This window comes from Streptomyces griseoloalbus, assembly GCA_014650015.1.
Lineage (GTDB): Bacteria > Actinomycetota > Actinomycetes > Streptomycetales > Streptomycetaceae > Streptomyces > Streptomyces griseoloalbus.
In genome coordinates this window covers 32,688-45,506 of sequence record BMUD01000009.1, presented here as the reverse complement: position 1 = coordinate 45,506, position 12,819 = coordinate 32,688, and the positions used below count along the sequence as shown (strand labels likewise).

Sequence of the window (12,819 nt, the reverse complement as noted above, 5' to 3'; positions counted from 1 at the left end):
CATGCCGTGCTCAGCGCCGTTCCGGCCGGCCGGTGTAGGCCTCGGCGAGATAGGTCGATCCCACGGTGGAGCCGGTCACCGCGGCCAGTTCGCCCTCTTGGCGCCGGACGTCGAACGGGGTGGCGTCCGGCAGCGTGTGCAGCAGGGTGGTCATCCAGGAGGAGAAGTGCTGCGCCTTCCACACCCGGCGCAGTGCCCGCTCGCTGTAGGTCCGCAGCGGGGCCGTGTCCCCGCCCGCCACCGCCCGCTCCAGTTCCTCCGCCAGCACCCGCACGTCCGCGAGGGCGAGGTTGAGGCCCTTGGCGCCGGTCGGCGGCACCGTGTGGGCGGCGTCCCCGGCGAGTACCAGCCGCCCGTGGTGCATCGGCTGCTGGACGAAGCTGCGGAACGGCAGCACGGTCCTGGAGACTCACCGTATGAGGCGTCATTCCCGGGAGGTCGTCGAGCACCTCGGCCCGGACGCCGGCGGGCGCGTGCGCGAGCAGCACGTCGAGAGCCCTGGGAAGTGCCGGCGCGCTGCTGGTCACCGGGCGCCCGGGCCCGCGGTAGTGCCTGCCATGGCCGAGATCCTTCCGCTCGGTGGAAGCGGGGACGAGCCCGCCGCACCCGGCCGACGGCCACGGTCCGCCGCGACGGGGCAGGCGGACGGCCGTGGCCGGCTGTCAGGCGTTGTGCCGGTGCACGGCCTGGGCCACCCTGGCGGGCTTGGCGCTGCCCTCCACTTCGACGGTGAGGGCCGGCCGCACCCGCACCCCGATTCCCTTGACCTCCTCGACCGAGTCCACCGTGCCGTGATGGACGTTCTCCCCGCCGGAGACGACCATGTCCTTGACGCGGTCGACGATGTACCGGGCGGCGGCGAGAGTAATCGCTCGCCGGTCATCACCCTCGGTCACTATGCTCACCTCATGCCGGGAGCCGGATCGCAGGGCCGAGGAAATCACGGGGCCGAAGAGGCGGATGGGTCGGGAGAATGCTGAGAGAAGTCGCCGCCACCCGCTATGTGGAGCCCCTGCACACCGGCGGCTCCGTCCCCGGCGTCGTCGAGGCCGACGACCTCGGCACGTACGTCGTGAAGTTCACCGGGTCCGCGCAGGGGCGCAAGGCGCTGGTCGCCGAGGTGATCGTGGGAGAGCTGGCCCGGGCCCTGGGGCTGCGTTTCCCCGAGCTGGTGCTGGTGCACTTCGACCCGGCGATCGCGGCCGACGAGCCCCACCAGGAGGTGCGGGAGCTGCACACCTCCAGCGCCGGGGTCAACCTCGGCATGGACTACCTCCCGGGCGCCAAGGACTTCACCCCGGAGGTGGCGCGGGCGTTCCCCCTCGATCCGCTGGAGGCCGGACGGATCGTCTGGCTCGACGCCCTGACGGTGAACGTGGACCGCACCGTCCACAGCTCCAACCTGGTGGTCTGGCCGACACTGGGCGTGGCACCGCCGCGGCTGTGGCTCATCGACCACGGGGCCGCGCTCGTCTTCCACCACCGCTGGGACGGCTCCGACCCCGCCAAGGTGTACGACTTCCGCCACCACGCCCTCGGCCACTACGGCCCCGACGTACGTGCGGCGGACGCCGAGCTGGCGCCGAAGGTGACGGAGGAACTGCTGCGGGAGATCGCGGCGGAGGTCCCCGACGACTGGCTGGCCGACGAACCGGGGTTCGCCACGCCCGACGCGGTCCGGGAGGCGTATGTGACGTACCTCCACGCGCGCGTGCGGGCCTCCCGGGCCTGGCTGCCCACCGACTTCCCGGGCGCGCGGGAGCTCGCCGAGGAGAACGCCCGGCGTGCGGCGAGGACGCGGCAGGGCCGCCCGGACTGGCTCAAGCGCGTCCCCGACCTGCACGGCAAGCCGGCGGCGGAACAGGACTGGTCGGTGCACCTGGGGTGACGGCCGTACGTACGTCTCCGAGGGGCCCCGGGCCGCTCGGAGACGTACCGTGCTCAGCCCTTCAGCCGCTCGTACGCCGGCAGGGTCAGGAAGTCCGCGTAGTCCTCGTCGAGGGAGACCTGCAGCAGCAGGTCGTGGGCCTGCTGCCAGGTGCCCGCCGCGAACGCCTCCTCGCCGATCTCGGCGCGGAGGTTCGCCAGTTCCTCGGCGGCGATCTTGCGGGCCAGCTCGGCGGTGACCCGCTCGCCGTTGTCGAGGACGACGCCCGCGTTGATCCACTGCCAGATCTGGGAGCGGGAGATCTCGGCGGTGGCCGCGTCCTCCATCAGGTTGAAGATGGCGACCGCGCCGAGTCCGCGCAGCCAGGCCTCGATGTAGCGGATGCCGACCTGCACGGCGTTGACCAGGCCCGCGTACGTCGGCTTGGCGTCCAGGGTGTCGATCGCGATCAGGTCGGCGGCGTGCACGTCGACGTCCTCGCGCAGCCGGTCCTTCTGGTGCGGCCGGTCGCCGAGCACCCGGTCGAAGGACTCCATGGCGATCGGGACCAGGTCGGGGTGGGCGACCCAGGAGCCGTCGAAGCCGTCGTTCGCCTCACGGTCCTTGTCGGCGCGGACCTTCTCGAAAGCCACCTTGTTGACCTCGGCGTCCCGGCGGGACGGGATGAACGCCGCCATGCCGCCGATCGCGTGCGCACCGCGCTTGTGGCAGGTGCGCACGAGGAGTTCGGTGTACGCGCGCATGAACGGGGCGGTCATCGTGACCGCGTTGCGGTCGGGCAGGACGAACTTCGCCCCGCCGTCACGGAAGTTCTTGACGATGGAGAACAGGTAGTCCCAGCGGCCGGCGTTCAGCCCGGAGGCGTGGTCGCGCAGCTCGTAGAGGATCTCCTCCATCTCGTACGCGGCCGTGATCGTCTCGATGAGGACGGTGGCGCGCACGGTGCCCTGGGGGACCCCCATGTACTCCTGCGCGAAGACGAACACCTCGTTCCACAGGCGGGCTTCCAGGTGGGATTCCGTCTTGGGGAGGTAGAAGTACGGGCCCTTGCCGAGCTCGATCAGCCGCTTGGCGTTGTGGAAGAAGTACAGGCCGAAGTCGACGAGCGCACCGGGCACCGGGGTGCCGTCCGGGTCGGTGAGGTGACGCTCGTTCAGGTGCCAGCCGCGCGGGCGCATGACGACCGTCGCCAGCTCCTCGTTGGGGCGCAGGGCGTAGGACTTGCCGGACCCAGGGTCGGTGAAGTCGATGTTCCGGGTGTAGGCGTCGATCAGGTTGAGCTGGCCGAGGACCACGTTCTCCCAGGTGGGCGCCGAGGCGTCCTCGAAGTCCGCGAGCCAGATCCTCGCTCCCGAGTTGAGGGCGTTGATGGTCATCTTGCGGTCGGTGGGGCCGGTGATCTCGACGCGGCGGTCCTCCAGGGCGGCCGGGGCCGGGGCCACCGTCCAGGAGTCGTCCGCGCGGACGGCGGCCGTCTCCTGGAGGAAGTCGAGGGTGGAGGTGCGGGCGATCTCGGCGCGGCGCTCCGCGCGGCGGGCGAGGAGTTCGTCACGCCGGGGCGTGAACCGCCGGTGCAGCGCGGCCACGAAGGCGAGTGCCGCCTCGGTGAGGACCTCCTCCTGCCGGGGCAGGGGCTCGGCGTCGACGATGGCCAGCGGGGACGGCGCTGGTGCGGACATCAGCTGTCACTTCCTTCGGCGTGCATGGCACCGGGTGCCGGTCGGCCCGGGTACGGCTCGGGACGCCTGTACGGAGGGCGGGCGCTTCTGGGCAGTGGATAGTAGTTTCCTCATAGTGGAAGTTCAATGTTTTGTTGATGTCGAGATTCTCCGGGCCGAGGGAAGGCGGCGCTCGGTGCCACCCCTCTCACCCGCCACCGGCGGCTCATTCGAGGTGCGCCAGATCGGCCTCGGTGTCGATGTCGTACGCCTCGGCCACGTCGCCGCACTCGACGAGCGTGACCCGCTCCGCGTGCTCCGTCAGATAGGCACGTGCCCCTCGGTCGCCGGTCGCAGTCGCGGCGATCCCGCTCCAGTGCGCGGAGCCGAACAGGACGGGATGGCCGCGTACGCCGTCGTAGGCGGCCGAGACCAGCGACCGCGGAGAGTCGTAGGCGCCGAGCACCCGGGCGATCGCCCGCGGTCCGATGCCCGGCTGGTCGACCAGGGAGACCAGTGCGGCCCGCGCGCCCGTGCCGGCCAGCGAGTCGAGCCCGGCCCGCAGGGAGGTGCCCATGCCCCGCTCCCAGGCGGGGTTGTCGACGAGGACGCAGTCCGGCAGCGAGGCGCGGGCACGCACCTCGTCCGCCCGCGCCCCGAGCACCACGTGCACGCGAGCGCAGCCGCCCGCGCGGAGCGCCTCCACCGCGTGTTCCACGAGGGGGCGCCCCCGGTGCGTGAGCAGCGCCTTGGGCCGGCCGCCGAGCCGCCGCCCGCCGCCCGCCGCGAGCAGCAGTCCCGTGACCGCCGCCGTGTCCCCGCCCGTCTGAGGTGTCGTCATACGTCCTGCATACAGCACCCGTGGCGTGCTGCCGGCGCGGCGCGGGGGACGGGTGCCCCGGGCCACGACGTCACGCTGTGAGACAAGTCGATGACGCAGCGGACTGGCGCAAACCCCCCGGGGTGGCGTTTACTGGCGCGCACCGGTCGGCGGGGTGCTGTGACCGGGCAGGGGAGCGCACGACGGCGTACCAGGGGGAGGACTGTGTTGCGGAGCGTGGAGCAGAGGCGTGTGCCCGGCAGTCAGGCGGATCCACGGATGAGGGAGCTGTCCGCCGCCGTGTCCCGGTTACGCCGCCAACTCGCCGCCCATCCCGCGGAGTTCCGGGACCGGAGCATCGCGGACGAGGAACTTGCCGCGCTGGCGGCACTGGCCGACACCGAAGACCCGGACATTTCCCGGCTGCGGCGCTCGCTGCTGCTGATCGCCGGTGCGATCGGCTCGGTGAGCGCGCTGGGCCAGGGCGTGCGGGAGCTGCGCGAGGCGGTGGACCTGTTCGGCCGGTCACCGCGCGGCTGACCCACGCCCCCGCGGACAGGGCCGTGGGTGGTCAGGTGGCCGGGGTGCTGCCCGAGGTGGTGAGCACCTCGGAGAGTTCCGCCGCGACCTGCTGGAGCACCGGCACGATCCGCTCCGTCGCCGTCTCCGTGACCCGGCCCGCGGGACCGGAGATCGAGATCGCGGCCGCCGTGGGGGAGTCCGGCACGGGCACCGCGAGGCAGCGGACGCCGATCTCCTGCTCGTTGTCGTCGATCGCGTAGCCCTGGCGGCGTACGTCCTCCAGTGCCGCGAGGAAGCCCTCCGGGGTCGTGATGGTCTTGTCCGTCGCGGCGGGCATGCCGGTACGGCCGAGCAGGGCCCGTACCTCCTCCGCCGGGAAACCGGCCAGCAGGGCCTTGCCCACGCCGGTGGAGTGCGGCAGGACGCGCCGCCCGACCTCGGTGAACATCCGCATGGAGTGCTTGGACGGCACCTGTGCCACGTACACGATCTCGTCCCCGTCGAGCAGCGCCATGTTGGCCGTCTCGCCGGTCTCCTCCACCAGACGCGCCAGGTACGGCCGGGCCCAGGTGCCCAGCAGCCGGGAGGCGGATTCGCCGAGCCGGATCAGCCGCGGGCCGAGCGCGTACCGGCGGTTGGGCTGCTGACGCACGTAGCCGCACGCCACGAGGGTGCGCATCAGCCGGTGGATGGTCGGCAGGGGCAGTCCGCTGCTCGCGGACAGCTCGCTCAGGCCGACCTCGCCGCCCGCGTCCGCCATCCGTTCGAGCAGATCGAAGGCGCGCTCGAGGGACTGCACGCCACCACTGGCGGCGGACCTGGCGGAGTCGGTGGTGCTGGCGCTGGACGTCGGCACGGCGCGTTCCTTTCGGGGCTGGCAGGAAGGGCAGAAGCCTACCCGGCAGCCGGTCGGCTGCCCGCTTGTGCAGAGCTGCGTTCTGCTTACCGAAAGCCTAATTCCGCCTTGTGGAATCGTCCAGGGGTGGCCCTCGGTGGGTCCGCGCGCGAAGCGGACCCTTGACGGGGTGGGGGCGGAGGTGAAGACTCCTTCAACAGAACGTTGAATTCTTCAGGGTGGAAGTCGGGAGTTCAGGAGGATCCGGGTGTCCGACGCCGAACTGGTGCTGCGCTCGACGCGCGTCATCACTCCCGAGGGAACGCGCTCCGCGTCCGTCACGGTCGCCGACGGCTCGATCACGGCCGTACTGCCGTACGACGCACCCGTCACCGAGGGCGCCCGCCTGGAGGACCTCGGCGACGACGTCCTGCTGCCCGGCCTGGTCGACACCCACGTGCACGTCAACGATCCCGGCCGCACCGAGTGGGAGGGCTTCTGGACCGCCACGCGGGCCGCCGCGGCCGGCGGCATCACCACGCTGATCGACATGCCGCTCAACTCCCTCCCGCCGACCACCACCGTCGACCACCTGCGCACCAAGCGGCGCGTCGCCGCCGACCAGGCCCACGTCGACGTCGGCTTCTGGGGCGGCGCCCTGCCGGACAACGTCAAGGACCTGCGCCCGCTCCACGAGGCCGGCGTCTTCGGCTTCAAGGCCTTCCTGTCGCCCTCCGGCGTGGACGAGTTCCCGCACCTCGACCGGGAGCGACTCGCCCGCTCCCTGGCGGAGATCGCCGCCTTCGACGGGCTGCTGATCGTGCACGCCGAGGACCCGCACCACCTCGCCGCCGCCCCGCAGCACGGCGGCCCCGCGTACGCCGACTTCCTCGCCTCCCGTCCGCGCGCCGCCGAGGACACCGCCATCGCGTTCCTCGTCGAGCAGGCGAAACGTCGGGGCGCGCGGGTGCACGTGCTGCACCTGTCGTCCAGCGACGCGCTGCCCGTGATCGCCGCGGCCAAGGCGGACGGCGTACGCCTCACCGTCGAGACCTGCCCCCACTACCTCACCCTCACCGCGGAGGAGGTCCCGGACGGCGCCAGCGAGTTCAAGTGCTGCCCGCCCATCCGCGAGGCCGCCAACCAGGACCTGCTGTGGCAGGCCCTGGCGGACGGCACCGTCGACTGCGTCGTCACCGACCACTCCCCGTCCACCGCCGACCTGAAGACGGACGACTTCGCCACCGCCTGGGGCGGCATCTCCGGCCTCCAGCTCAGCCTGCCGGCCGTCTGGACCGGGGCCCGCGCCCGCGGCCACGGCCTGGAGGACGTCGTGCGCTGGATGTCCACGCGAACGGCCGCGCTCGTCGGACTCGACGCCCGCAAGGGCGCCATCGCACCCGGATACGACGCGGACTTCGCCGTCCTCGCTCCCGACGAGACCTTCACCGTCGACCCGGCGGCCCTCCAGCACCGCAACCGCGTGACGGCGTACGCGGGCAGGACCCTGTACGGCGTCGTCAGGTCCACCTGGCTGCGCGGCCGGCGCATCGTCGCCGACGGCGCCTTCACCGAACCGAGGGGCCGACTGCTCACCCGCTCCCACTGACACCGACTCCCGAGAGGCAGGACCGGATCACCGTGACGGCGATCGAGAGCTTCACCGGCGACGCGCACCCCTACGGCGGTGGTGACCCGTACGCGGACTACCGCACCGCCGACTTCCCCTTCACCCACCACGCCGACCTCGCCGACCGCCGGCTCGGCGCCGGTGTCATCGCCGCCAACGACGAGTTCTTCGCACAGCGCGAGAACCTGCTGCTGCCCGGGCGCGCCGAGTTCGACCCCGAGCGGTTCGGGCACAAGGGCAAGATCATGGACGGCTGGGAGACCCGGCGCCGGCGCGGCACCTCCGCCGAGCACCCCTGGCCGACGACCGAGGACCACGACTGGGCGCTGATCCGGCTCGGCGCGCCCGGAGTCGTCCGCGGCATCGTCGTGGACACCGCGCACTTCCGCGGCAACTACCCGCAGGCCGTGTCCGTCGAGGCCACCTCGGTCGCGGGCTCTCCGTCCCCCGGGGAACTGCTCTCCCACGACGTGAAGTGGACGACGCTCGTCCCCCGCACCCCGGTGGGCGGCCACGCGGCGAACGGCTTCGCCGTCGTGGTCGAACAGCGCTTCACCCACCTGCGCCTCAAGCAGCACCCCGACGGCGGCATCGCCCGGCTGCGCGTGTACGGCGAGGTCGTCCCCGACCCGGCGTGGCTGGCGGCGCTCGGCACCTTCGACGTCGTCGCCCTGGAGAACGGCGGCCGGGTCGAGGACGCCTCGGACCTGTTCTACTCGCCGGCCGCCAACACCATTCGGCCCGGCCGGTCCCGCAAGATGGACGACGGCTGGGAGACCCGGCGCCGTCGCGACCGGGGCCACGACTGGATCCGCTACCGGCTGGTCGCCCAGGCGCGGATCAGCGCCCTGGAGATCGACACGGCCTACCTGAAGGGCAACAGCGCGGGCTGGGCGTCGGTTGCGGTGAAGGACGCCGACAGCGGCGACAACGGCGGCGGCGACTGGCGCGAGATCCTGCCCCGCACCCGCCTCCAGCCCGACACCAACCACCGCTTCGTCCTGCCGGAACCGGCGGTCGGCACGCACGCGCGCGTGGACATCTTCCCCGACGGCGGGATCTCCCGGCTGCGGCTGTTCGGCTCCCCGACCGAGCGGGGAGAGGCCGAACTCGCGGCCCGCCACCGGGAGTTGGCCGGCTGACATCCCCGGAAACCCTGGGCTGGCCGCGGTGCCCGCGCTGCCGTGGCGCCGGCGCCCCGCGCTCCCCCGGGCCCGGCGCGCGGGACAGCCGCCGTGCCCGGCGGACGCCCAGCGCGCCTGGTACGGCGTGGGTCACGCCGCGTGCCCGCCGTCCACGGCGAACTCCGCGCCGGTGATGTACGCGGACCGCGCCAGGTGGGCGATCGTGTCGGCGACCTCCTCGGCCGTGCCGAAACGGCCCAGCGCCGTCATCGCCGCCTGGCCGGGACCGTACGGCCCGTCCGCCGGGTTCATGTCCGTGTCGATCGGGCCCGGGTGGACGATGTTCGCCGTGATCCCGCGCTCGCCCAGCTCCCGCGCGAGGGCCTTGGTCAGCCCCACCAGCGCCGACTTGCTCATCGCGTAGAGCGTCCCGCCGGGACCGGGCACGCGCTGGGTCATACACGTGCCGACGGTGATGATCCGCCCTCCGCGCGGCAGGTGGGCGACGGCCGCCCGGGAGGTCAGGAAGACGCCGCGCACGTTCACCGCGAGCACCCGGTCGACGTCTTCGAGCGACAGGGTGTCCACCGGGCCGAGCACGCCGACGCCCGCGTTGTTCACCAGGACGTCCAGCCGGCCCAGTTCCCGCACGGCCGCCGTCACCGCCCCGGCCGCGTCCTCCGGAACGCCGGCGTCCGCGCGCAGGGCCACCGCGCGGCGCCCCAGCGCCTCCACGGCCCGGACGACGTCCTCGGCGGCCTCCTTGCCGTTCACATAGGTCACGGCCACGTCCGCGCCGTCCCGCGCGAGCCGCAGCGCCGTCGCCGCACCGATGCCGCGGCTCGCGCCGGTCACCAGAGCCGCCTTGCCGAGCAGGGTCTTCTCAGAGGTGTGTGCAGTCATGGGCCCATCTCAGCGCCCGAGTCCCCGGGGTGCTGGCGGCGAACGGACGTCGACCTGTCGTACGGCCGAGGAGTTGCGGGCCCCGCCGGGGTCTGAGCTGATGACGTCACACCCCCCGCTCACCGAAAGGCAGGAACCGTCATGGGCAAGCTGGTCGTCACCACCTTCGTCACCCTCGACGGCGTCTACCAGGCGCCCGGCGGCCCTCAGGAGGACACCAGGGACGGCTTCGGCCAGGGAGGCTGGAGCGTCCCGTACGTGGACGAGGACTTCGGCCGTTTCGTCGACGGGGTGTTCGCCCGCGTGGGCGCCTTCCTCCTCGGCCGCCGTACGTACGACATCTTCGCCGGGTACTGGCCGAAGATGACCGATCCCGCCGACCCGGTCGCCGGCAAGCTGAACGTCCTGCCGAAGTACGTCGTCTCCGGCACCCTCACCGACCCGGAATGGGCCGGCACCACGGTGATCGGCGGGGACCTCGCCAAGGAGGTCACCGCCCTCAAGGAGCGCACCGACGGCGAGCTCCAGGTGCACGGCAGCGGTGCCCTCGCCCAGTCCCTGTTCACGCTCGGACTCGTGGACACCCTGCACCTGCTGACCTACCCGGTCGTCCTGGGAGCGGGGCGCCGCCTGTTCGCGGAGGGGTCGCTGCCGACCGCCTTCCGGCACACCGGCGGGCACATCACCGCCGCAGGCGTGTCCGTCCAGAGCTACGACGTCGCGGGCAGCCCCGAGTACGGCACGTACGACCTCCCGGAGGACGCCTGACCACGGCGGCCGTACGCCCGGCGCCGCACCGCCCGCCGGGAGGCGTCCCGGAGACCGTACGGATCCGACGGCCGCCGCGACGCCTCCCGGCGGTGGCGTCCTACGGCCGTGCCTGGCCCCCGGGGAGACCGTAGGCGGTGCGCAGGTGGTCCAGATAGGTGCCGGCACCCGCATGCGTCCGGTCCTGTGCGCCGCCGCGGTGCAGGTCGAGCGAGCCGTCGGTGCGCAGGCGCACGGTGGTGGTGGCCGCGCGCGGTGTTCCCGTCGGTTCCTCCTCGGTGCCGGGGAGCGAGGCGGGGTCCAGGACGGGGACGTCGTCGGGGAACATCGCCCGGGCGGCGGAGGCGGTCGCGGCCGGCGGGTGACCGGTGCGGTTGGCGCTGCTGACGTAGAGGACCGGATGCTCCCGCACCACCGGGAGCAGGGGAGTCCAGCGCGCGCCGAACAGGAGGGTCCACCCGTCCTTGGCGGCCGGCTCCAGCCAGTCGGGCAGCGGGTGGTGTTCCCGCAGCGGAGCGAGCAGGGTCACCCGTTCCTCGGTGAGCAGACGCCGGGCCGCGGCGGCCAGATCCGGTCCGAGATCGAGCGCGTCGAAGACGGTGTCCGCGGTGCGGGAGTGGTGGACCCACAGGGCGACCGCCTGGTCGGCGGGCCGTGACTTGGCGAGGTTGACGGCGCGCGGGGCGGTGGCGGCGACGACGTACGTCAGGGGTGCGGGGTTGGGGAGCACCACTGCCCGCCGGCCGGACAGGGCCTGCCGGACGCGGCCGGCGTCGATGGTGGGGCTGCTGGTCATGCGGTGCCTCTCAGGAAGTGGCGACGAGGCCGTCGAGGAAACCGGCGAACTCGTCCTCGTCGACCAGGGCGCGGCCCTGCCGGTAGGCGCGGCTCTTGACCCACTGGGCCGCCGCCTTCGTCTGTTCCCGGTCCAGTTCCCGTCCGAGCCGCGCGGCGACCGCCGTGATCACTCGGGCGCTGGCCAGGTGGGTGAGCAGGATGCGGGGCTCGATGCCCAGCAGCTCGCGGGGGTCGTAGGGCTGGAACAGCTGCGGGTGGACGAAGGGGGTGCCGGTGGAGATGGTACCCACCCCGCTCCCGACGATCGGCGTGGTCACACTCAGAGGCACCTCCGTTTCCTGCGACACCATGCGGGCGATCTCGGGCAGCCGGGTCAGGTCGGGGGCGGTCCACCACGGCGTCGCGTGCTCACCCAGCAGCTCCTTGGCGCGGTCGGGCCGGTAGGCGAGCAGGAACAGCAACTGCTCGGTGGCGACCAGGCCGCTGCGCTCGGCGATGCCCAGCCACGAGCTGGACACCACGCGGATGCCGGACTGCACGGCCTGGAGCGTGTTGGCCAGGCCCAGCCCGAGGTCGTTGTGCAGGTGGGAGGCGAACACCACGTCCGGGCCCGCCTGGTCCAGTACGGCGGTGAACATCGCGCCGGCCTCGGCGGGGAGCTGGTCGCCGACGGTGTCGGCCAGGACCACGACTCCGGCACCGGCCTCGGTCATCTGCGCGGAGTAGGCGGCCATCAGGGCGTGGTCGGCGCGGGAGGCATCGGCCAGGCACACGTCGACGATCACCGAGTCGTCCGTGTCACGGGCCTCCCTGACCAGGTCCACGCCGGCCGCCAGCGCCTCGGCGGCGGGGCGGTGGGTCATCACCTGCGCCATCGCCTCCGAGGCGGGCACGATCACCATGATCCGGGCGTGCTCGGTGCCCTTGACCGAGGCCATGGCCTGCCGCACGTCCTGGGCCGTCCCCCGGCACACCGCTGACACGCTGACCGTGCCCTCGGCCTCGACGGCGACCTGCCGGACCGCCTCGAACTCCTCGGCGCACACCGCCGGGAACCCGGCGGCGAAGACCACGTGCCGGGGGCCGTCCTCGCCGAACATCTTCCCCTCCTCGCGTGCGAGGCGGACCCGGAAGTCGGGGGACATCAGGGTCTTGGCCTGGGCTCCGTCACGTGCGGACTCCTCCCAGATGACGACCCGGTCGGCCAGCGCGGATTCCCGCACCACGTCAACGCTCATTGTTCTTCTCCCTTTATCGGCGAGTTGCTCGCGCGGTTGTCGCGCCGACTCGCGGGTCATTCCGCCGGTGAACGTGAGAGATTCTCACTTCTTGGTCACGTGCTTCGGTACAGCCTTCCGGCGGGTGCGCGTCTCCATGAGAAGAAACGATTCTTCACTGGATCTGCATTTCCTTTAACCGTCGAGAAACGTGCGCTTCACTGGACTGTCATGGCAGGTGGAGCCGTTATCTCGTGGTCGGAGGCGGTCCGCCGGTGGAAGTAATTGGAGGATGCATTGATCGTGACTGTCCGTCAAGCCCCGTCCCAGATGCGGGATTTCCTCGAGGGGGATCTTTCCTGATGTCCGGATGGTGTGCCAGGGTGGGAATGCGGGCGGTCGTCAGCTCGTCCGCGACGTGCGGGCGGTTCCGGTATCCCGGAATGCGTTGGCGTGTCGACTCGGACATTCATGTCCGCAGTGGGTCACAAACCCTCACGCGGGCCGCGCCAGGGATGGTAATGACCGCCTGTTCCTCCATGACGATCCCCGCCGACACCGCCGAACACGGCGTGACGCCTATCCGTGGGCGTACGGGCCGTTCCCGGGCGTGCGGCGCATGCCGCTTCACGGAGGTGCAGGCCGTTCCCGGGCGG

The 12,819-nt window shown here is 72.3% G+C and carries 13 protein-coding genes; 5 read left to right on the top strand and 8 right to left on the bottom strand.

What is annotated here, in order from left to right:
* Positions 1-10 precede the first annotated feature (10 nt).
* Both IE178_RS15580 and IE178_RS15575 read right to left on the bottom strand, forming a co-directional pair.
* Entirely contained in the window at positions 11-397 is a 387-nt protein-coding gene (locus IE178_RS15580) for an FAD-dependent monooxygenase (protein WP_318280077.1), read from the bottom strand.
* 265 nt (positions 398-662) lie between these two features.
* Positions 663-896 (bottom strand): hotdog family protein, encoded by a 234-nt coding sequence (locus tag IE178_RS15575; RefSeq protein ID WP_193512706.1) that lies wholly within the window; start codon positions 894-896, stop codon positions 663-665.
* A gap of 77 nt (positions 897-973) precedes the next feature.
* On the opposite strand from IE178_RS15575, the gene IE178_RS15570 reads away from it, so the two are divergent.
* Complete coding sequence (locus tag IE178_RS15570) at positions 974-1,888, top strand: HipA family kinase (protein ID WP_193512705.1); 915 nt, start codon at positions 974-976, stop codon at positions 1,886-1,888.
* 53 nt (positions 1,889-1,941) lie between these two features.
* On the opposite strand, the gene aceB is transcribed toward IE178_RS15570, so the two are convergent.
* Entirely contained in the window at positions 1,942-3,567 is a 1,626-nt protein-coding gene (gene aceB / locus IE178_RS15565) for a malate synthase A (protein WP_193512704.1), read from the bottom strand.
* A 205-nt stretch (positions 3,568-3,772) separates the two neighbouring features.
* A complete protein-coding gene (locus IE178_RS15560) occupies positions 3,773-4,387 on the bottom strand; it encodes a nucleotidyltransferase family protein (protein WP_184761355.1) in 615 nt (204 codons plus the stop codon).
* 204 nt (positions 4,388-4,591) lie between these two features.
* On the opposite strand from IE178_RS15560, the gene IE178_RS15555 reads away from it, so the two are divergent.
* Positions 4,592-4,906: a DUF5955 family protein gene (locus IE178_RS15555; protein ID WP_193512703.1), complete on the top strand. Its 315-nt coding sequence runs from the start codon at positions 4,592-4,594 to the stop codon at positions 4,904-4,906.
* Between the two features lie 31 nt (positions 4,907-4,937).
* On the opposite strand, the gene allR is transcribed toward IE178_RS15555, so the two are convergent.
* Positions 4,938-5,744: an allantoin degradation transcriptional regulator AllR gene (allR, locus tag IE178_RS15550; RefSeq protein ID WP_193512702.1), complete on the bottom strand. Its 807-nt coding sequence runs from the start codon at positions 5,742-5,744 to the stop codon at positions 4,938-4,940.
* Positions 5,745-5,991: 247 nt separating this feature from the next.
* Here allR and allB point away from each other — a divergent pair, with 247 nt between their 5' ends.
* The gene (gene allB / locus IE178_RS15545) at positions 5,992-7,332 is read left to right on the top strand and encodes an allantoinase AllB (protein ID WP_193512701.1); all 1,341 of its coding nucleotides are present in this window, start codon (positions 5,992-5,994) and stop codon (positions 7,330-7,332) included.
* Between the two features lie 32 nt (positions 7,333-7,364).
* Positions 7,365-8,495: an allantoicase gene (gene alc, locus IE178_RS15540; protein ID WP_193512700.1), complete on the top strand. Its 1,131-nt coding sequence runs from the start codon at positions 7,365-7,367 to the stop codon at positions 8,493-8,495.
* Between the two features lie 132 nt (positions 8,496-8,627).
* On the opposite strand, the gene IE178_RS15535 is transcribed toward alc, so the two are convergent.
* Positions 8,628-9,380, bottom strand: a complete 753-nt coding sequence (locus IE178_RS15535) for an SDR family NAD(P)-dependent oxidoreductase (RefSeq protein ID WP_193512699.1) — start codon at positions 9,378-9,380, stop codon at positions 8,628-8,630.
* A 141-nt stretch (positions 9,381-9,521) separates the two neighbouring features.
* Here IE178_RS15535 and IE178_RS15530 point away from each other — a divergent pair, with 141 nt between their 5' ends.
* On the top strand, positions 9,522-10,148 hold the full coding sequence (locus IE178_RS15530; protein WP_193512698.1) for a dihydrofolate reductase family protein: 627 nt from the start codon (positions 9,522-9,524) through the stop codon (positions 10,146-10,148).
* A 100-nt stretch (positions 10,149-10,248) separates the two neighbouring features.
* On the opposite strand, the gene IE178_RS15525 is transcribed toward IE178_RS15530, so the two are convergent.
* Both IE178_RS15525 and IE178_RS15520 read right to left on the bottom strand, forming a co-directional pair.
* Positions 10,249-10,944, bottom strand: coding sequence for a hypothetical protein (locus tag IE178_RS15525; RefSeq protein WP_193512697.1), 696 nt, complete (start codon positions 10,942-10,944; stop codon positions 10,249-10,251).
* Between the two features lie 10 nt (positions 10,945-10,954).
* Complete coding sequence (locus IE178_RS15520; protein ID WP_193512696.1) at positions 10,955-12,184, bottom strand: hydroxymethylglutaryl-CoA lyase-like TIM-barrel protein; 1,230 nt, start codon at positions 12,182-12,184, stop codon at positions 10,955-10,957.
* Positions 12,185-12,819: the final 635 nt, after the last annotated feature.